This is a genomic window from Prescottella equi, from assembly GCF_002094305.1.
Lineage (GTDB): Bacteria > Actinomycetota > Actinomycetes > Mycobacteriales > Mycobacteriaceae > Prescottella > Prescottella equi.
This window is the reverse complement of the sequence record NZ_LWTX01000001.1, coordinates 26,822-45,928: the sequence shown is the minus strand read 5'-3', so window position 1 is coordinate 45,928 and position 19,107 is coordinate 26,822. Positions and strand designations below refer to the sequence as shown.

Genomic DNA, 19,107 nt, shown 5'->3' with positions numbered 1-19,107 from the left:
TGAAACAACCACAGCCGGCCTCGGCCTCTACCAGTTCGCGCCTACATATGGTTCGACGCAGCGACAGGTGAATTCGGTTCCATTCGTCCCGAGACTTTTTCGAACGCCTTCGCCGGACACGGATTCACCGCGCGGAAGCGACCGTCACGGCGCGAACCGCCTGCTCGCAATCGTCGGCGATCGCCTCCCACCCGGCATCGCGGTACTGACAACCCACGCTCACCTGCACGTCGTCTTCCAACAGCACGTACCAACGCACCCGCGATCCGTCGGCGGGTGCCTCGACGTACGCGGCGGACCGCCGCCCGCCGAACTCGACGTCCGCGGCGAAATCGGAGAATGGTCCCGCGGCCCCACGCTCGCCGATCTTGCGTTCGAGCCCGCGCACCACCGAATCCCAGGCGGAGCCGACGGCGAGTTCGGTGGGCAACACCACGATCCGGCCGTCGCGGCCGTCGTCCGGCACCAGGTCCAGCCGGCCGGATCGGTCACCCCGAATCTGCCACGAATCGGGCAGTTCGGTACTCGCCCTGCCGATCTCGACGCGCTGCAGAGGCGCGGCGGCGGGTTGAGACTCCGATCCGCGTGTGTACCGCACGGCGAGCATCGACCCCACCGCGAGCAGCAGTGCCACCGCCGCGAGTGACGCCCCGATGACGACGGACCTACCGGTCGGGCGCACCGGCTCCGGACGCGGCACCTGATCGACCCACGATCGCCGTGCCGGCTCGGACGCATCTGAGCCAGAACCTGAACCTGCACCCGACTGGGAGGACGCGGTGCGGCAGGCGACGAGCGCTGGTTCCGGCACCACCCGCACGTCGCGGCCGGCGTCGGTCGACAGCAGACGGGCGACCGTCTCGGCGGATGGGCCGACGACGCACACGGGCCCGGCGCCCTCGTCCCCACTCACCTCGTCGATCAGTTCGTTCACCACCGCGATCCACGCCGAACCGACCTCGATTCCGGTATCGGGAGCGGCGTCGGTACCGGCGCTGGCACTGGCACCGGCACTGGCACTGGCATCGGCCCCGGGTTCGAGATCGAGCACTCCGGTGCTCGGCGCGAACGCGCAGGCCGTGATCTCAGACGTGCCCTGTGGGCCCGGGCGAACGGCAACGGCGGTGGTGGTCGTCTCGGCACACTCGACGACGATCCATGCCCCCGAACTGGTCGGCGCGGGAACCGCGAGCGCGATCGGCAGGGTCTCCACCTCGTTCGCGGATCGTCGCGCAGCGGCGCCGAGCACGCCACGACGGGTCCGTCCCCAGTGCGACGGATGGAGAATCGTCATCACGTCGACGAATCCGTCTCGCTCCGAGACCTTCCTGACAGCCCGCGCGATCACGGATGCGAGCGCCTCGACGGTCGGCCGAACGTGTTGTGCCGAGTCGACGAACTCGTCGTCGATCGCATCCACGCACTCGCGCAGCTCCTCGTCCGCAGACGCGTCGACGCCGGTGGCCGTCCCGACCCACACGGTGTCGACGCCGAGGTGGACCACGACGGACCGTGACGTCACAACGGGGGCAACCATGCGACCTGGACGAGCGAGGTTCCGCGGCGGGTCACGAAGGTGCCGCGACCGGGTGGCATCTCGGACGGACGAACCGCTCCGACGAGGTTGCCTTCGTCGCGGTTCCCGCTCATGACGAGGCCGGCGGGTATCAGGTCTCGGATCCGGGCAATGACAGGTTCGTACAGTGCCCGGGACGCACCGCCGGATCGACGCGCGATGATCACGTGCAAACCGAGGTCCTTGGCGTGCGCGAGGTAATCGATCAGCGGCGTGAGCGGATTCCCGCTGGACGTAGCCACGAGGTCGTAGTCGTCCACCACGACGTAGATCTCCGGACCCGACCACCACGACCGTTCACGCAACTGTTGCTGCGTGGTGTCCGGGCCCGGCATCCGGCTCGCGAGGATTCCGGCGAGGTCGTTCATCATCGTGGTGAAAGTCGTTTCGGAAGCCGCGTATCCCGCGAGGTGATCGCCTTCCACGACGCCGAGCAACGTTCGGCGATAGTCGCCGATGATCAGCTTCGCCTGCTGCGGAGTGTTCGATTCCATCAGTCCGAGGCAGATTCCGCGCAACAACGTCGTCTTGCCGCACGAGCTGTCGCCGAACACCAGGAAATGTGGTTGCTCGGAGAGGTCGAGACGTACGGGAGCGAGTTCCGCCTCGTCGATGCCGATCGGAACGGACAGGCACGGCCCCTCCTCGGGCCAGCGCCCGGCCGACGCCGACAGCAGATCGGTACGCGGAACCCGTTCCGGCAGCATGCGGACGGGCGGAGCCGACTCACCGGGATGCAGCGCCTCGATCCGCGCCACCGCGTCGGCAACGCCCACGCCGAGGTCCTCGCTCCGGGCCACACCGTCCAGTCGCGGTAGCGCCGCCAGCAGATGCAGCCCGTCGCGCGTCATGCCGCGTCCCGGGCGTCCCGCGGGAACCAGCATCGCCTTCGCCCGCCCGATGTCGGAGTCCGTCGGATCTCCCAGACGCAGTTCGATCCTCGTGCCGAGCTGATCCTTGAGCGCCGGCCTGATGTCGGCCCACCGCGGCGTCGCCAGTACGACGTGGACTCCGAACGAGAGCCCCTGCCCGGCGAGCGCGGCGATCTGCGCCTCGAGCGCCTCGAAGTCCTGGCGGATACTCGGCCAGCCGTCCACGACCAGAAAGACGTCCCCGAACGGATCCCGGGAGAGCCCGTCCGGACCGTCACTGCCGTCCCTGCGTCGACGGCGGAACTCCGCCATCGACTCGATACCCAGTTCGCGGAACCGGCGTTCACGTCTGCGGACCACGGTCGCGATCTCGGCGACCGTGCGCCGCACGAGGTCCACGTCGAGACGGTTCGCCACGGACCCGACGTGCGGCAGCCCGGACAGCCCGGCGAGGGTGCCACCACCGAAATCGAGGCAGTAGAACTGAACCTCGCGCGGCGAATGCGTCGCGGCCATCGACAGGATCAGCGTCCGCAGCATGGTCGACTTGCCCGACTGCGGTCCACCGACGACCGCGACATTGCCGGTCGATCCGGCGAGATCGGCGAACAGCACGTCGCGGCGTTGATCGAACGGACGGTCGACGATGCCGATCGGCGCCCGCAGCGCCTCGGCGGCGGGAGCCGGAAGCCCGGACTCGGTGTGCGGCAACAACCGGTCGAGCGTGGGTGAAGTGTCGAGCGGCGGCAGCCACACCTCGTGCGCGGCCGGACCGCAGTTCCGGATCCTGTCGACCAGCACCTCGAGCAGCGACCTCGTGTCGGATTCCGCCTCGGGCGGCGCGTCCGGGATGGCCTGGACGACGGGTGCGTCGGAGGCAGGCAGCGCGACAGGTTCCGCGGTGAACAATCGGGGCCGGAGGTCCTCGGTCGGCGCCGCACTGCCTGTTGTGCCGAGCGTCCGCTCCCGCTCGTACGGCCCGGACACGTACGACGCCTGGAACCGCACGATCTCCGCGGAGTCGCACTTCAGGTAGCCGGCGCCCGGCGTCGCCGGCAGATGGTAGGCGTCCGGGACGCCCAGGACGGTGCGTGATTCGTTGGCCGAGAACGTCTTCAGTCCGATTCGATAGGACAGGTGGCTGTCCAGGCCGCGAAGCTTGCCCTCCTCGAGTCGCTGACTCGCGAGCAGCAGATGCATCTGCAGAGATCGCCCGAGTCGACCGATCGCAACGAAGAGGTCGGCGAACTCGGGTTGCTGACTCAACAACTCGGAGAACTCGTCGACCACGATGAACAGGGCGGGCAGCGGCGCCAGGTCGGCACCTGCGGCGCGGGCCTTCTCGTAATCGGTGACGTTCGCGAAATTGCCTGCCGCCCGCAGCAACTCCTGCCGGCGATTCATCTCGCCCGCGAGCGCATCCCGCATCCGGTCGACCATCGCGATCTCCTCGGAGAGATTCGTGATGACCGCGGCGACGTGTGGGGCCTTGTCCAGCCCCAGGAAGGTGGCGCCGCCCTTGAAGTCGACCAGAACCAGGTTCAGCGCCTCCGGCGAATGGGTCGCGAGGAGGCCCAGCACGAGTGTGCGCAGGAACTCGGATTTGCCCGAACCCGTTGCGCCGATGCACAGTCCGTGCGGACCCATTCCGTTCTGGGCAGCTTCCTTGAGGTCGAGTTCGACAGGGCTGCCGTCCACGCCGACGCCGATCGGCACTCGGAGCCGGTCCCGTCCCTGACGGGGTGTCCAAGCCCGGGCGGGATCGAATCGATCCACGTCGCCGAGTCCGAGGAGTCGACTCCATCCGGCCGCGACCGGACCGTCGCCGTCACCGCTCCCGTCTGCCACGGCGACCGCCGCGAGCCGATAGGGCGCGAGGCGTCGCGCGGCGGACAGAGCCTCACGCGCGGTGAGTGCGTCCGCGACCGCGAAGGTCTCCACGCCCGCGGCGCTGCGGGCTCCGAGCGCACCGTCCTGTACGACCAATTGCAGTCCACGCGTGGCCGTCAGTCGGGGGCAGTAGCCGCTGAGGTCGAGGACGGTCACCGAGTCGAGCCCACCGTCGGTGACCATCGCGATGTCGCCCGCGAGGATGCCGCCGTCGACCACGACCACGACCTGCGGAACTCCCTGCACCGGTGACGCCGTTCGGGAGAATCGTCCGCGCATCGCCAGCTGCCCGCCCAGGGCGGCATCGAGTTCCAGGACGGAGCCGTAGATCATGCGGGACGGGCCGAGCCCGTCGACGCTGTCGGAGTGCTGCGCGTGCGGAAGCCATTTCACCCAGTCCCACTCGCTGCGGGTGTCGGGTCCGCACACCACGGCGACCTGCAGCAGATCCGGACCGTGGAACGTGCACAGCTGCAGCAGCATCGCGCGCGAGAGATCCCGCGCTGCCGCCCGGTCCCCGTCGATGCCGATCGCCGCGAATCCGCGCAGCGACACCGCGGTCGGCAACTCGGCGACCACCGAGTGAGCCCGAACGAAGCGTCTGAGCGCGACCGCCGAGACGGGTTCGAGATCCTCTACCGGCCCCGTCTCCGGCGGAATGAGACGGGTGGCAAGCCGCTGGCTGCCGCGGCCCACCCGGACGTGGCAGAAGTCCGTGTCGGCGATCCTGCGCTCCCACATCCGCGAGGCGCCCGACAGCGTCCAGAGCATGTCGGGATCGGGATGGCTCCACTCGAGCGCCTCACGCTGTTGTCTGCCCGTGTCGAGAGCGTCGCGCCGCAACTGGTCGAGGTAGCGCAGGTAGTCCTTGCGGTCCTCGTTGGTCTCACCGGCTTTCGCTCCCCCGCCCCGTCCGGATCCGGCGAGCATGCCGAGTGTCGACACGAGCATCATCACCGGGAAGAGCAGCGACATCGGACTCGCCGCCATCCCCGACGTGAACATCAGGGCGACCATTCCCACCATCGCCGCGACCATGACCAGCGGAAGCAGCTTGGTCATCAGGTTGCCGGGGGTGGCCCGGGGGATCTCGGGAGGCGTCTGCAGACTCACCTCGCCGCCCGGTGCGCGCGGCGACTCCCGACGCGCCTTGCGCACGAAACGTACAGTGCCCATGCTTCCACCCCTAGAAGACTGCGCATCCCCCGCCCGGCGCGACGCTTCCATCGCACCGGGTAACCCCCCACGGGCTCCGGACTCGCGAACAGGAAACTACCGCACGACCCCGACAGGTGGCGCAGAGGTGTGGTCGAGCCGGCCCGGCGCAGCCGGTACAGTGCGGGTGTTCGCGAAAAGAGCTGTTCGGATGGGGATCCGAATCGCAGATTCCGGGGGGAACGATCGTGACTGTGCTGCGCGCCGACCAGACGACCGGCGGTACGACAGGCGCCCGACCACGTGGCGCCGCCGACCTGTGCCGGCTGACGATCCTCACACCGCACAGCCAGATCGACCTCGCGCTTCCCAACTCGGTGCCGGTCGAGCTGCTGGTACCCGGGATCGCCGACCTGGTGGAGAAGCACAGTGCCGCCAACGACTTCGACGTCGCCGGCGACCGTCTCCACCCGACCCGATGGGTGCTCTCCAGGGTGGGCAGCCCGCCGCTGTCACCGGCCTCGACCCTCCAGGAACACGGCGTCCTCGACGGCGAACTCCTCGTCTTCGACTCGGTGGAGGCCAGCCCGCCACCGCCACTGTTCGACGACGTCATGTACAACGTCGCGGTCGCCGATACCGGCCACGCGCATCCCTGGACACCGCGGATCGCGCGCCTGACGGGCTCCGCGATCGCCGTCGCCGCCGCCACGGCCGGGGCGTTCGTGCTGCTCCGCACCGAGGGCGCCACCGCGTCGGTGATCGGGGCCGTTGCCGCATTCGCGATGGTCGTGGCGTTCCTCGTCGCCGGAGCGGTGGCCGGCCGGGTGTACGACGACGCGGGCGCGGCACTCACGCTCGGCGCGGCGGCGCTGCCGATCGCGTTCGCGGCCGGCGCCCTCTTCATCCCCGGCGACGACCTGCCACCGGACACGTTGCTCGGGCTCGTCATGGTCGGCGCCTGCGCGGTGGTGGCCCTGCGTGCCGCAGGTGTCGGGCACGCCGTGTTCACGACGGCCGCGTCTGTCTCCCTGCTCGGGTCGCTCGCCGCGCTCGTCGCTGTCCTCACCGACCAGTCGACGCGGTCGGTCGGAGCGATGCTCGTCGGCGGGGCCCTGTTCGGACTCGTCTTCGCACCGCGGATCGCGATGATGCTCGCGAAACTGCCGCTGCCTCCGGTGCCGGCACCGGGCACATCGCTGGACCCCACCGAGGAAGACCCGGACGACGCCCGGAGCCTGCCCTCGTTCGCGACGGTCGAGCGGCGCGCCGAGCACGCCCGGCGCTACCTCACCGGCCTGGTCGCGGGGTGGACTCTGCTGACCGTGACCGGGGCCCTGCTGGCGTCGGCTCCGAGCGCGTCCGACGGAATATACTGGCCCGGAACGTCTCTGGCTGTTGCTGCGGCCACGGTACTCATGTTCCGAGGACGGACGTACAGTTCCGCCGAACAAGCCGTCCCTCTCATCTCCGGGGGCAGTGCGGTGCTGATGCTGCTGGCGGTCGCGACGGCAGTGGTCGTCCCGAGCGCGGCCCTCCCGCTGTTCGCGACGACAGCACTGCTGGTCGTCGCGGCTCTCGTGCTCGGAGTCGTCGTCCCGCAACGGACGTTCTCTCCGGTGCAGCGCCGCGCCGCCGAGATCGTCGACTACGCGGCCATCGCCGCCGTGGTACCGCTCGCGTGCTGGGTGTCCGGGCTCTTCGTCGCCGTTCGCGGGCTGTGATGCGGATGCGCTCCGCCGCGCGCTCGGCGACGATCGTCTCCCTCCTCGCCGTCGCCACGATGTCTCTCGGCGGAGTCGGGTCCGCGGTCGTCCCGTCACCGATCGACCCGGGCAGGCTTCCGGGTGCTGCGCGCCCCGCTCCCCTCGCGCCCACCGAGCAGCGCAACTCGTGCGCGGCGGCGACGGCGTCGGCCGACGAACCGAATGTTCCTCTGCCGCAGCGCACGATGAGCTTCGACACGGTGTGGCCGCTCACCCGTGGGGCCGGTCAGACCGTGGCGGTGATCGACACCGGCGTGGCTCGGCATCCCCGCCTACCCGGCCTGATTCCGGGCGGCGACTACGTGTCGACGGGCGACGGTACCGGCGACTGTGACGCACACGGAACCATCGTGGCCGGTCTCATCGCCGCCGCACCCACACCGACGTCGGGGTTCGCGGGCGGCGCCCCCGACGCCCGGATCATGACGATCCGCCAGTCGAGCGCCAACTTCTCGGAAACCCGCCGACGGGACGATCCGAACGACGTCCAGAACACATCCGGATACGGCAACACCCAGACCATGGCGATGGCGATCCGGCAGGCGGTCGACAACGGCGCCACGGTCGTCAACATTTCCGAAGTGGCGTGCCGGTCGGCCTCCGACGGCATCGCGGACCAGTCTCTCGGCGCCGCGGTGCACTACGCGGCCACCGTGAAGAATGCGGTGGTCGTCGCGGCAGCGGGGAACTTCCGCTCCGGCGGCTGCACGGCCCAGAATCTTGGTACCGACCCACTCGATCCCGGCGCGGACCCGTGGGATTCGGTGGCCACCATCGCGACTCCAGCGTGGTACGACGACTACGTACTCACGGTCGGATCCGTCGACCCGGACGGCGCGGCATCCGAATTCACTCTCGGTGGCCCGTGGGTGGACGTGGCGGCGCCCGGCACCGGCATCGTCTCGCTCTCACCCGACGGCGCCGGCGAGACGCGCAGCTGGTCCAACGGTCAAGGGCAGCAGATGCCCTTCGTCGGAACCAGTTTCGCGGCGCCTCTCGTGTCCGCGACGGTGGCACTCGTGCGCGCCAGGTATCCGCAACTGACCGCGCAGCAGGTGATCGCCCGGATCGAGGCCACCGCGCACGCTCCGGCCGAGGGCTGGAATCCGTTCGTCGGACGCGGTGTCGTCGACCCGGTTGCCGCGGTCACGGCCGATCTGCCCGACGACGCCGCCACGGAACCGGCGTTCGCGTCGGCACAGCTCCCGGCACCGCAGCCGCCGCGACCACCCGACAGTCGGCCCCGCACGGTGGCGCTGGCCGCGACCGGTGGGATCGTCACACTCGCCGTCCTCTGCGTGCTCGCGTCGCTGCCGCTCCGCCGTCGGGCGTCACGACACGACTAGTTGCCCGCAGCCACCGGCGCCGGATCGGTGTCGGCCGACACGCCGTCGTGCGCGACCAGCGCCGCGGACTTGCCGAGAGTGGGACCGGGAGCGAGCAATTCGACGATCCGCCACGGCGCCGGAGCACCTGGAACCTCGAACCCCAGTGCCTTCGCTGCATCGGCGTTCTCGACCCCGTACCGGACGCCCGTGTCGGCGACGAAGAACAGTCCGCCCTTTCGCGCGCTGCCGGACTCGAGGCCCGTCGTCTGCACGAACCCGCCGGCACCCGAACGCAGGTAGGCGAAATCAGCGTGATCGCCGGACCCGTCGGCCTGCGCCAACCGGACCGTGCGGGCATCGTCGGGGATCGGCAGCGAGCGTCCCGCCGCCAGCGTGAGAGCCGCTTCGACGCGGCCGGAGTCGTCGCCCTGGGCTGCGCCCTGCGGAGTCCAGGTCAGGCAGCCGACCGGGTCGGCAGCCGGGTCCGCGAGCCGCGGCGGGACAGCTGGGAAGGTCGACACGTCGAGCACGTCCGCCAAAGGAGCCCTGGCCAGCGCGTCGGGGCTGATCGTCGCCATTTCCGACTGCCCCTGGGAATCGGCGAACTGGATGAGAAGCGCTGTGGCGGCACTGATCTCCTGCACGCCGTCCCGGAGAACCACGTAGTAGCGGACGTCGTCGCCGCGCATCAGTTTCACGACGGATCCGACGGTCCGCCCGGCGATCTGATAGTTCGGTGCAGATCCCCGGGACTCGATCTGCGGTGGCGTGATCGGGAGAGTCTCCGGAATCGCGTTGAGCAGTCCCCGACCGATCGGGCGGGGCTGCGCGCTTTCGAGTCCGAGTGCGCGGGTCACTGCGCGGTCCCGCAGGTCGATCGGTGCGCGACGGCCGTCGTACACGAGGTAGGTGTCGGCGCCGTGCGAGACGAGCAGCGCACGATCGGATCCGAGCGGTCCGACCCGATCACTCCACGACGGCTCACCGACGACCACCGTGGTTGTGACAGAGCCGGTCCCGTCGGCGGTCACCGTGTCGCACACCGTCCACGGCTGCCCGTCCGGCGAACCGGCGGGGAGCGCCGACGGGGCGCCCGGGATGCCGACCAACGCGCCTCGCGGCCGGGACTCGATCTCCGACTCCGACACCGTCACCGGCTTCGCCGCCTCACCGACGATCAGCCGCGCGGACGCCAGGTTCAGCACGGGATGGAGCGCATCGTTCACCGCGACGAACATTGCGCCCGAGTCCTTTCCGACGACGATCGTCGCGTTGCCGATCTTGTCCTGCGGGCGGAACAGTGCCAGGGCCGCGCATCCGGCCAGCACCAGACACGCCACGACGATCCCCACCCCCAGGGCGCGCGACTGCGACCGCATCGGATCGGACAGCATGCGTACGTCCTTGCGGACGAGCGCATGCTCCATACGGCGGACCAGGAATCGATATCCGCTCACCTGCCATCGAGTAGTCGGCTGTGCAGCCATGTTTCCTCCCCCACGAGGCGCACGCTTCGGGTCCACACAGTACAGTTCGCTCGAAAGCACTCTTCGGCGGACGACCGATCGCTCCGTCTGGTTCAGGTATCGGGGAGGAACCGTGGACCATTTCCGTGCCGGACGCCGTCCGTACACGGCTGCCGCAGCACTGATGACGACCGTCGTGGTCGCGCAGTCGGTCGGCGCGGCCGTGTGTCTGCTCGCACTGCTCGTGGGGGTTCCGTCGTGGGCCGCGGTCGTCGCAGCCGCCGTGGTCGGCGGCGCACTGTTCACTCGCGTCGGTGGCCGGTTCGCGGTGGCGTGGATCGGGACTGTGCTGGGCCTGATCGGCACCCGCAGACCGACGATCGGACGCACCACCGACTTCCACGCCGCGAGCGAGACAGTCGGCCTGCACTGGATCGCCGGCCAGGTCGTCGCTGTCGTCGAACTGCTTCCCCCGTCAGGTCATTGGACCCGGGTGACGCGTGAGCGCGTCGACTCTCCCGACCACCTCCCCGTCGCGGCGCTGGCATCGTGCCTGAATCAGCACGACGTCACGCTCGGCGGAATCGACATCGTGGCCCACGGGAGTCGCGCCGTCACCGGCACTCCGGCCGCCGAGGTGTACGACAACCTGGTCGGTCCGCTTCCCGCCGTCGCCCGCCGCACCGTGTGGGTGGCGCTCCGGTTCGACGCCGCCGCCGACGGCGCATCGGTCGCGCGCCGCGGCGGCGGTGAGGAGGGTGCCGCACGCACCGTCGCCGTCGCCGCACGACGCGTCGTCCGGGCGCTCGGCGACGCCGGCTACGCCTCGCGCATCCTGCCCGCGACCGACGTGGAGTCGGCGGCCGCGCTCATCTGTCGCGGCGTCCACCCCGACACGATGGACCAGCAGTGGTCCCATGTCCCGCTCCAGGGCCTGTGCAACACCGGCAACTCGATCGATCCCCGGCATCTCAGCCGCGAACTGCTCACCGCGGTGTGGGCGCACCCCGGCGTCGGGACGACCGTCACGGTGCGCCTGCGTCCCGCCGCAGACAAGGATTCGGTACTCGTCGGTGCCGCGTTCCGGACCACCACCCGTGCGGTGCCGTCCCGAGGTCTGCGGCACCCGGGCCTGATCTCGATGCAGGGCCGCCACCGCGACGCTCTCGTCGCGCAATTGCCGGTCTCGTCCCCGGATCTCGACCACCTCACTCCCCTGCGCGCAACCGACCCGGCCCACCTCGACCGCCTGCACCTGCCGGTGGCCGGTTGCGGGCAACTCGTCGGTTCGGACGCCCAGGGCCACGCCGTCGCCATCCGGCTGTCCGGTCCAGGTGTGCGCGACGTACTGGTCGACGGCGAGCTGTACCTGGCGCAGCAGGTGGTGTTCCGGGCCGTGGGGACCGGTGCGCGGGTACTGGTCCACACCGACAGACCTCATGCGTGGACGACACTGGTCGAGGCGATCGGCGCGCCCAAACGACTTCGGCTCGCTCACGGATCCGCCGGGGCCGAGACCGGATTCGACACTCTCGTCGTAGACGGACCCCCGGCTCCGCCCGCCCGGCCGGGCGTCACGACCGTCCATGTCCAGCCCACCGCTGCGCCCGCGTCGGCAACGGCCCCAACGGTCGACGTATCGATACTGCAACCCGGCGCGTCCGGTGACCGCGTGATCCTCACGACGGGAGGCCGCAGCATCGACCTGGCGCTCGTGACGATCTCGTCCGAGACCGCCTTCCTCGGACGTCCGCGCCCGTCACGGCTCGTCGGCGCGCACTGAGACTCAGCCCGGATAGGGCACGTGCCCGCGCCGCGTGCGTAGCGCATCCCCCCACCACGCCAACTGTGTGAGCATCCGCCCGGCGGCATCGTTCGCAGCGCCGTCCGCCGGGTCGAAGTGCTTGCGCGCCTGATGGAAACTGACGGCTTCGCGGACCGAGACCATGTGCAGTTCCGCCACCACCTGACGCAGTTGCTCCACTGCCCGCAGCCCTCCCGACATGCCTCCGTACGCGACGAAACCGATGGGCTTGGCGCGCCACTCGTACTTGACGGTGTCGAGTGCGGTCTTGAGCGCCGCCGAATAGCCGTGGTTGTACTCGCTCGTCACGACGACGAACGCGTCCGCGTTCCCGATACGCTCGGTGAAGTCGTCGACTTCGCGGGTGCGCGAAAGATCCTGTGGGAGCGACGCGTCGGCGAGATCGAGCACCGCCGTGTCGAACTCCCCGCGGGCCCGGGCCCGATCCACGAACCAGTCGGCGACGACGGGGGCGAACCGCTGGACGCGGACACTACCGACGATCACCTCGAGTCGTAGCGGATGTTCCCATTCCATCGGATCGCTCCCTTCCGGGTTCGATCCTAGAGCGCCCGATCAGAGTCCACAGGTCAGCAGGATCGCCAATTCCTCGTACGCCTGGGCGTCGTCCAGACCGGTCGCGGCCGCCACCTGGCGCTGCTGAATCCGCACCATCGCGGCGGCGGCGACGTCCCCGACGAAGGCGGCGTGCGCGTCCCGCAACTCCCCCGCCGCAACCCCCTCGGTGATGAGTTCCTGGACGCGCCTGGCCGCGAACCGCGTGTTGCGCTCGTACACTTCACGCACTGCTGGATCGGCGGCGAGGTCCTCCATGAACCGCGGCGACGCCGGACGTAGCTGCTCGCCCACCGCTTCGAGGTACCTGCGGATGCGGTCCCGGGCGTCCACCGCACCGGCCACGCTCGCCTCGACCTGTTCGGTGGCTCCGCGAAAGAAATGGACCGTGGCAGCGCGGACCAACTGTTCCTTGCTGTCCGCAAGGCGGTACAGCGTGGACTTCGAGCAGTGCAGCCGCGCCGCCAGGTCGTCGAGCGTGAGATGCGCGAACCCCTCGTCGAGGATCAGGGCCACCAGCGCGTCGAACAGCGCGAGGCGTCTGGCCGTCATCTTCACCGGGGTTGCCATACGCCAGACGGTACTGCAGTATCGCTTTCAGTACTACTTTTCGAAGCTGAGTCAATCCGCGAGGAGACCACCGTGCCCGTCGAACGCCTGCTGCCCACCCAGGAAGCCCACGACCTGATCGACCTCACCCGTGACGTCGCGGACAAGGTGCTGGCGCCGATCGTGGACGAGCACGAGAAGACCGAGACGTTCCCCGACGGCGTCTTCCCCGCACTCGGGCGTGCCGGACTGCTGAGCCTCCCCTACCCCGAGGAGTTCGGCGGCGGCGCGCAGCCCTACGAGGTCTACCTCCAGGTTCTCGAGGAGATCGCGGCACGCTGGGCAGCCGTGGCCGTCGCCACCAGCGTGCACAGCCTGTCGTGCTTCGCGCTCGCGACCCACGGCACCGACGAGCAGAAGTCGAAGTGGCTGCCCGACATGCTCGGCGGCGAGACCATCGGCGCCTACAGCCTGTCCGAACCGCAGGCCGGCTCCGACGCCGCGGCGCTCACGTGCCGGGCCACCGAGGTGGACGGCGGCTTCCGCATCAACGGCAGCAAGGCGTGGATCACCAACGGTGGCCGTGCCGACTTCTACACCCTGTTCGCCCGCACCAGCGACGACGGGGCTCGCGGCATCTCGTGCTTCCTGGTCCCGAAGGACACCGAGGGACTCGGCTTCGGCAAACCCGAGGAGAAGATGGGACTGCGCGCCGTACCGACGACGGCCGCGCACTACGACGACGCGTTCGTCCCGGCCGAGCGGCTCATCGGCAAGACCGGGCAGGGCCTGCCCATCGCATTCAGCGCCCTCGATTCCGGGCGTCTGGGCATCGCGGCCGTCGCCGTCGGCCTGGCGCAGGGCGCGCTCGACGATGCCGTCGCATACGCCAAGGAGCGCAAGGCATTCGGCAAGCGCATCATCGACCATCAGGGGCTCGGGTTCGTCCTGGCCGACATGGCCGCCGCGGTCGACTCGGCCCGCGCCACGTACATCGATGCCGCCCGCCGGCGCGACGCCGGACTCCCTTACTCCCGCAACGCGTCCGTCGCGAAGCTCGTCGCGACGGACGCAGCCATGAAGGTCACCACCGACGCTGTCCAGGTGTTCGGCGGATACGGCTACACGCAGGACTTCCCCGTCGAGCGGTACATGCGCGAAGCCAAGATCACCCAGATCTTCGAGGGCACCAATCAGATTCAGCGACTCGTCATCGCCCGCCAACTCGCGGGCTGACGGACGTCAGTCGCCGCAACAGCCGGAGCCGCCCGGATCGATCGCACTACGCATCTCCCGGGTGGCTTCGTTGCGGGCGGCGAGGTCCTCGTCGGCCGGGTAGTCGACCCGGATCAGTGAAAGCCCGTGCGCCGGAGCGACCGCGACGGCACTCGCCCGCACGCGCTCGGCGAGCAGCCCCGCCATCCACTCGACTGTGCGGCGGCCCTCGCCGACCGCGAGCGCGGCACCGACCAGACTCCGCACCATCGACCAACAGAAGGCGTCCGCGCTCACGAAGGCAGTGAGTTCGTGACCCGACTGCTCCCAGTCGAAGCGCTGCAGTTCGCGAACCGTCGTCGCACCCTCGCGACGCTTGCAGAACGCCGCGAAATCGTGCAGACCCAGCAACCGCGACGACGCCTCCCGCATCGCGTCGACGTCGACGTCCTTGGGCCACGCGACGGTGTCCCGGGCGCGCAACGGCTCGGCGCCGTACGGCGCCGTGGTCAACCTGTACTCGTAGTGCCGCCGGATCGCCGAGAACCGTGCGTCGAAATGCTCCGGGGCGAATGAAACGGCTTTGACCCGAACGTCTCTGGGCAGGAACCGGGCCAGCCGGCGAACGAGCCGCGACGGCTCCTCGGGAATCATGTCGGCCGGCACGTCGACGTGCGCCACCTGACCACTCGCGTGGACACCCGCGTCGGTGCGTCCGGCCACCGTCAGCAGCACCGGGGTGCGGACGATCGCACTCAGCTTCTCCTCGATCTCGCCGCACACCGTGCGTCGGCCGGGCTGACGCGCCCAGCCCGAGAAGTCCGTGCCGTCGTAAGAGATGTCGAGCCGCAATCGAACGAACCCGCCGTCCCCGGAGGGAGCGGCGGGTTCGTTCGATTCAGCATGTGCCGAAACCAAGAGGACTAGTCCTTCTTGGCCTCGTCGGCGTCTGCTGCAGTCGCGGTCTCGTTCTCGACACCCTCGACCACGGCGTCGGCGTTCTCGACCTCGGCCTCGGTGGCGTCGGCCTCGACGGCCTCCACCACGTTCTCCTCGGCAGCCTGCGAAGCGGCAACGCGGCGAGCGCGATCCGCCTCGGAGGTGACGGTCTTCTCCTTGACGAGCTCGATGATCGCCATCGGAGCGTTGTCACCCTTGCGGGGGACGGTCTTGATGATGCGGGTGTAGCCACCATCGCGGTCGGCGTAGAACGGGCCGATCTCCGCGAACAGGCCGTGCACGACGTCCTTGTTGCGGATGACCTTGAGAACCTCGCGACGGTCGGCGAGGGTTCCACCCTTGGCCTTGGTCACGAGCTTCTCGGCGTACGGACGCAGGGCCTTGGCCTTGGCCTCCGTGGTGGTGATTCGGCCGTGCTCGAAGAGAGCAGTCGCCAGGTTGGCGAAGATCGCCTTCTGGTGCGACGCCGACCCGCCGAAGCGGGCACCCTTCTTGGGCTTGGGCATTGGAGCTCCTCTGAGGCTCGCCCAGCACATTTGCCCATGTGCCGGGTGATACGGGTTACAGCTGTTCGGTCTCGGCGTAGTCCTGGTCGGTGCCGTCAGCGTCGCTGAAGGAACCGGCATCCGTGTCACTCCACGTCCCGGTGGCGGCGTCGTAGCCGGCAACGGTGGTGGGATCGAAGGATGCAGGGCTGTCCTTGAGGGCGAGGCCGAGCGAATGCAGCTTGACCTTCACCTCGTCGATGGACTTCTGTCCGAAATTGCGGATGTCCAGCAGGTCGGACTCGGTACGACCAACCAACTCGCCGACGGTGTGAACACCCTCGCGCTTGAGGCAGTTGTAGGAACGAACCGTCAGGTCCAGATCCTCGATGGGGAGTCCGAAGGAAGCGATGTGATCGGCCTCGGCAGGCGAGGGTCCGATCTCGATACCTTCTGCTTCGACGTTCAGCTCACGGGCCAGGCCGAAGAGCTCAACCAGGGTCTTGCCCGCCGAAGCGAGCGCGTCCCGAGCGGTGATGGAGTTCTTGGTCTCCACGTCGAGAATCAACCGATCGAAGTCGGTGCGCTGCTCGACGCGAGTCGCCTCCACCTTGTAGGTGACCTTGAGCACCGGCGAGTAGATCGAGTCGACCGGGATACGGCCGATCTCGGCGCCGGACGCCTTGTTCTGGACGGCGGGGACATAGCCGCGACCGCGCTCGACGACGAGCTCGATCTCCAGCTTGCCCTTGTCGTTCAGGGTGGCGATGTGCAGATCCGGGTTGTTGACCGTGACGCCTGCCGGCGGAACGATGTCACCCGCAGTCACGACCCCGGGGCCCTGCTTGCGGACGTACATGGTGACCGGCTCGTCCTCTTCGGAGCTCACGACCAGGCCCTTGAGGTTCAGGATGATGTCGGTGACATCCTCCTTCACACCGGGAACGGTGGTGAACTCGTGCAGGACGCCGTCGATGCGGATGCTGGTGACAGCAGCGCCGGGAATCGACGACAGCAGGGTGCGGCGCAGCGAATTGCCGAGGGTGTACCCGAAGCCTGGCTCGAGGGGCTCGATGACGAACTTCGAGCGGTTTTCAGCGATGACCTCTTCGGTCAGCGTGGGTCGCTGAGAAATGAGCATTGGATTTCCTCCTGTACGGGCGTCCGCTATATGACGCCCACGATGGGAAAGGCTTGGGACCCGGGAGCGGCCGTTACCGACCACTCCCGGGTATCACGCCTTACTTCGAGTAGTACTCGACGATCAGCTGTTCCTGCAGCGGAACCTCGATCTGCGCACGCTCGGGGAGCTGGTGCACCAGGATGCGGAGGCGTCCACCGACGACCTGCAGCCAACCCGGGATCGGGCGATCGCCCTGGGTCTCACGAGCAACCTGGAACGGCAGGGTCGCCAGCGACTTCTCGCGGACATCGATGATGTCGTACTGCGAGACGCGGTAGCTGGGGATGTCGACCTTCTTGTTGTTCACGAGAAGGTGACCGTGCGTGACCAGCTGACGCGCCTGACGGCGGGTACGGGCGAGGCCGGCGCGGTACACGACGTTGTCGAGACGCGACTCCAGGATCTGGAGCAGGTTCTCACCGGTCTTGCCGGGGCGGTTGACCGCCTCCTGGTAGTAGCGGCGGAACTGCTTCTCCATGACGCCGTAGGTGAAGCGTGCCTTCTGCTTCTCCTGCAGCTGGAGCAGGTACTCGCTCTCCTTGATGCGCGCGCGGCCGTGCTGGCCCGGCGGGTAAGGACGCCGCTCGAATGCCTGGTCGCCTCCGACGAGGTCGACGCGCAGACGACGCGACTTGCGGGTGATGGGTCCGGTATAACGTGCCATGTTCTTTTACCTATCCTTCCCGCTACTTAAACCCGACGCCGCTTGGGCGGACGGCAGCCGTTGTGCGGCTGGGGGGTGACATCGGAGATGGTGCCGACCTCGAGGCCGGCAGCCTGCAGCGAGCGGATCGCGGTCTCGCGGCCCGAGCCCGGGCCCTTCACGAAGACGTCGACCTTCTTGACGCCGTGCTCCTGCGCCTTGCGGGCAGCGTTCTCGGCGGCGAGCTGAGCAGCGAACGGCGTCGACTTGCGCGAGCCCTTGAAGCCCACGTGGCCCGACGACGCCCAGGAGATGACGTTGCCGGCCGGGTCGGTGATCGACACGATCGTGTTGTTGAAGGTGCTCTTGATGTGAGCGGCACCGTGCGGGACGTTCTTCTTGTCCCTGCGACGCGCCTTCTGGGTCTTCTTCGGACCGGTGCTACGTGACTTGGGAGGCATTACTTCTTCTTTCCTGCGACGGTGCGCTTCGGACCCTTACGGGTGCGAGCGTTGGTCTTGGTGCGCTGTCCACGCACGGGCAGACCACGGCGGTGGCGCAGGCCCTGGTAGCAGCCGATCTCGATCTTGCGGCGGATGTCCGCCTGCACCTCGCGGCGCAGGTCACCCTCGACCTTCACCGACTCCTCGATGTACTCGCGGAGCTTGGCGAGATCCTCGTCCGTGAGGTCCTTGCTGCGCAGGTCCGGGTTGACACCCGTGGCAGCCAGGATCTCCTTGGAGGTGGTACGGCCGATGCCGTAGATGTAGGTCAGTGCGATCTCCATGCGCTTTTCGCGGGGAAGATCAACACCTGCGAGACGTGCCATGTGGCATTCCTATCGGTGTGCGGAGGTCTGCTCCCAGTCCGTCCCCTGCGCATAAGACTCTGCGTTCCGATCGCAGTGGGGCCCCGGCCTCCGTGCCGGGGGTGGACCGGTACCTGCCCGTGAACGTGCTGAGCCCGGGTACCGGTTGGTGCTGAGAGGTCTTCTTTTGCTTGTTGCCAAGCAGATCTCGAAGAAGCTGTGCTGCTGGGACTAGCCCTGACGCTGCTTGTGACGCAGGTTCTCGCAGATCACCATGACGCGCCCGTTGCGGCGGATCACCTTGCACTTCTCGCAGATCTTCTTGACGCTAGGCTGAACCTTCACGTGCGTCTGATCTCCTGTTGTCTGTCCACCCGAGGGCAGACATAGTTCTCCCCGGCCGGGTGTGGCCGGGGAAGCTTTTACTTGTAGCGGTAAACGATGCGTCCACGCGACAGGTCGTAGGGCGAAAGCTCCACGACCACGCGGTCCTCGGGAAGGATGCGAATGTAGTGCTGACGCATCTTGCCGCTGATGTGTGCGAGGACCTTGTGGCCGTTCTCCAGCTCAATGCGGAACATCGCATTGGGCAGCGGCTCGACAACTCGTCCCTCGACCTCGATGGCCCCGTCCTTCTTAGCCATGTCCTCCGCGATCCGTTGAGTGGCGTATGGGTGCATCGGTTACCGTCACCGGTATCCGCTACAGCGGTGGCTCCAATTGCCGGCCGAGAACGCCACTCCGACGCGAGGTCGGACACGCAAACAACCGATACGCAGGGCGCACCGTTTTTCCATCCTACCGGCATTTGCCGACCAGGCCAAATGCGAC

The 19,107-nt window shown here is 68.6% G+C and carries 17 protein-coding genes; 4 read left to right on the top strand and 13 right to left on the bottom strand.

Going from position 1 to position 19,107, the window contains the following annotated elements; translation table 11 throughout:
- Window positions 1-124 precede the first annotated feature (124 nt).
- Both A6I89_RS00245 and A6I89_RS00240 read right to left on the bottom strand, forming a co-directional pair.
- A complete protein-coding gene (locus A6I89_RS00245) occupies window positions 125-1,522 on the bottom strand; it encodes a type VII secretion-associated protein (RefSeq protein ID WP_022597330.1) in 1,398 nt (465 codons plus the stop codon).
- Window positions 1,519-5,514 (bottom strand): type VII secretion protein EccC, encoded by a 3,996-nt coding sequence (locus A6I89_RS00240; protein ID WP_022597332.1) that lies wholly within the window; start codon window positions 5,512-5,514, stop codon window positions 1,519-1,521. The genes A6I89_RS00245 and A6I89_RS00240 overlap by 4 nt, the downstream gene beginning before the upstream one ends.
- A 227-nt stretch (window positions 5,515-5,741) precedes the next feature.
- On the opposite strand from A6I89_RS00240, the gene eccD reads away from it, so the two are divergent.
- Both eccD and mycP read left to right on the top strand, forming a co-directional pair.
- Window positions 5,742-7,217, top strand: coding sequence for a type VII secretion integral membrane protein EccD (gene eccD / locus A6I89_RS00235; RefSeq protein WP_044991331.1), 1,476 nt, complete (start codon window positions 5,742-5,744; stop codon window positions 7,215-7,217).
- A gap of 5 nt (window positions 7,218-7,222) precedes the next feature.
- On the top strand, window positions 7,223-8,605 hold the full coding sequence (gene mycP, locus A6I89_RS00230) for a type VII secretion-associated serine protease mycosin (protein ID WP_164490707.1): 1,383 nt from the start codon (window positions 7,223-7,225) through the stop codon (window positions 8,603-8,605).
- Here mycP and eccB read toward each other — a convergent pair.
- Window positions 8,602-10,074 (bottom strand): type VII secretion protein EccB, encoded by a 1,473-nt coding sequence (gene eccB, locus A6I89_RS00225; protein WP_037084969.1) that lies wholly within the window; start codon window positions 10,072-10,074, stop codon window positions 8,602-8,604. The two genes, mycP and eccB, sit on opposite strands and share 4 nt — an antisense overlap.
- A 112-nt stretch (window positions 10,075-10,186) precedes the next feature.
- Here eccB and eccE point away from each other — a divergent pair, with 112 nt between their 5' ends.
- The gene (eccE, locus tag A6I89_RS00220) at window positions 10,187-11,836 is read left to right on the top strand and encodes a type VII secretion protein EccE (RefSeq protein ID WP_022597340.1); all 1,650 of its coding nucleotides are present in this window, start codon (window positions 10,187-10,189) and stop codon (window positions 11,834-11,836) included.
- 3 nt (window positions 11,837-11,839) lie between these two features.
- On the opposite strand, the gene A6I89_RS00215 is transcribed toward eccE, so the two are convergent.
- Complete coding sequence (locus A6I89_RS00215; RefSeq protein ID WP_022597343.1) at window positions 11,840-12,394, bottom strand: NADPH-dependent FMN reductase; 555 nt, start codon at window positions 12,392-12,394, stop codon at window positions 11,840-11,842.
- A gap of 39 nt (window positions 12,395-12,433) precedes the next feature.
- Window positions 12,434-13,003, bottom strand: a complete 570-nt coding sequence (locus tag A6I89_RS00210) for a TetR/AcrR family transcriptional regulator (protein ID WP_013416887.1) — start codon at window positions 13,001-13,003, stop codon at window positions 12,434-12,436.
- 72 nt (window positions 13,004-13,075) lie between these two features.
- Here A6I89_RS00210 and A6I89_RS00205 point away from each other — a divergent pair, with 72 nt between their 5' ends.
- Window positions 13,076-14,218: an acyl-CoA dehydrogenase family protein gene (locus A6I89_RS00205; protein WP_022597345.1), complete on the top strand. Its 1,143-nt coding sequence runs from the start codon at window positions 13,076-13,078 to the stop codon at window positions 14,216-14,218.
- 6 nt (window positions 14,219-14,224) lie between these two features.
- On the opposite strand, the gene truA is transcribed toward A6I89_RS00205, so the two are convergent.
- The 8 genes from truA to infA form a co-directional block, all read right to left on the bottom strand.
- Window positions 14,225-15,115 (bottom strand): tRNA pseudouridine(38-40) synthase TruA, encoded by an 891-nt coding sequence (truA, locus tag A6I89_RS00200; RefSeq protein ID WP_022597347.1) that lies wholly within the window; start codon window positions 15,113-15,115, stop codon window positions 14,225-14,227.
- Window positions 15,116-15,120: 5 nt separating this feature from the next.
- The gene (gene rplQ, locus A6I89_RS00195; protein ID WP_005518406.1) at window positions 15,121-15,663 is read right to left on the bottom strand and encodes a 50S ribosomal protein L17; all 543 of its coding nucleotides are present in this window, start codon (window positions 15,661-15,663) and stop codon (window positions 15,121-15,123) included.
- Between the two features lie 55 nt (window positions 15,664-15,718).
- Window positions 15,719-16,783, bottom strand: coding sequence for a DNA-directed RNA polymerase subunit alpha (locus tag A6I89_RS00190; RefSeq protein ID WP_005518405.1), 1,065 nt, complete (start codon window positions 16,781-16,783; stop codon window positions 15,719-15,721).
- Window positions 16,784-16,883: 100 nt separating this feature from the next.
- Complete coding sequence (gene rpsD, locus A6I89_RS00185; RefSeq protein WP_005518404.1) at window positions 16,884-17,489, bottom strand: 30S ribosomal protein S4; 606 nt, start codon at window positions 17,487-17,489, stop codon at window positions 16,884-16,886.
- 26 nt (window positions 17,490-17,515) lie between these two features.
- Window positions 17,516-17,929: a 30S ribosomal protein S11 gene (rpsK, locus tag A6I89_RS00180; protein ID WP_005239680.1), complete on the bottom strand. Its 414-nt coding sequence runs from the start codon at window positions 17,927-17,929 to the stop codon at window positions 17,516-17,518.
- Window positions 17,929-18,297 carry a 30S ribosomal protein S13 gene (gene rpsM / locus A6I89_RS00175; RefSeq protein WP_005518403.1) on the bottom strand — a complete coding sequence of 123 codons (369 nt, stop codon included), beginning with the start codon at window positions 18,295-18,297 and terminating at the stop codon, window positions 17,929-17,931. The genes rpsK and rpsM overlap by 1 nt, the downstream gene beginning before the upstream one ends.
- A 210-nt stretch (window positions 18,298-18,507) precedes the next feature.
- A complete protein-coding gene (rpmJ, locus tag A6I89_RS00170) occupies window positions 18,508-18,621 on the bottom strand; it encodes a 50S ribosomal protein L36 (protein WP_003938068.1) in 114 nt (37 codons plus the stop codon).
- A 77-nt stretch (window positions 18,622-18,698) separates the two neighbouring features.
- On the bottom strand, window positions 18,699-18,920 hold the full coding sequence (infA, locus tag A6I89_RS00165; RefSeq protein WP_003418601.1) for a translation initiation factor IF-1: 222 nt from the start codon (window positions 18,918-18,920) through the stop codon (window positions 18,699-18,701).
- Window positions 18,921-19,107 lie beyond the last annotated feature (187 nt).

What these genes read in the sequence shown, in the direction of transcription:
- A6I89_RS00240 (WP_022597332.1), bottom strand. Translation starts at nt 5,514, where the DNA reads ATGGGCACTGTACGTTTCGTGCGCAAGGCGCGTCGGGAGTCGCCGCGC.
- mycP (WP_164490707.1), top strand. Translation starts at nt 7,223, where the DNA reads ATGCGCTCCGCCGCGCGCTCGGCGACGATCGTCTCCCTCCTCGCCGTC.
- eccB (WP_037084969.1), bottom strand. Translation starts at nt 10,074, where the DNA reads ATGGCTGCACAGCCGACTACTCGATGGCAGGTGAGCGGATATCGATTC.
- A6I89_RS00215 (WP_022597343.1), bottom strand. Translation starts at nt 12,394, where the DNA reads ATGGAATGGGAACATCCGCTACGACTCGAGGTGATCGTCGGTAGTGTC.
- A6I89_RS00210 (WP_013416887.1), bottom strand. Translation starts at nt 13,003, where the DNA reads ATGGCAACCCCGGTGAAGATGACGGCCAGACGCCTCGCGCTGTTCGAC.
- rplQ (WP_005518406.1), bottom strand. Translation starts at nt 15,663, where the DNA reads ATGCCCAAGCCCAAGAAGGGTGCCCGCTTCGGCGGGTCGGCGTCGCAC.
- A6I89_RS00190 (WP_005518405.1), bottom strand. Translation starts at nt 16,783, where the DNA reads ATGCTCATTTCTCAGCGACCCACGCTGACCGAAGAGGTCATCGCTGAA.
- rpsD (WP_005518404.1), bottom strand. Translation starts at nt 17,489, where the DNA reads ATGGCACGTTATACCGGACCCATCACCCGCAAGTCGCGTCGTCTGCGC.
- rpsK (WP_005239680.1), bottom strand. Translation starts at nt 17,929, where the DNA reads ATGCCTCCCAAGTCACGTAGCACCGGTCCGAAGAAGACCCAGAAGGCG.
- rpsM (WP_005518403.1), bottom strand. Translation starts at nt 18,297, where the DNA reads ATGGCACGTCTCGCAGGTGTTGATCTTCCCCGCGAAAAGCGCATGGAG.
- infA (WP_003418601.1), bottom strand. Translation starts at nt 18,920, where the DNA reads ATGGCTAAGAAGGACGGGGCCATCGAGGTCGAGGGACGAGTTGTCGAG.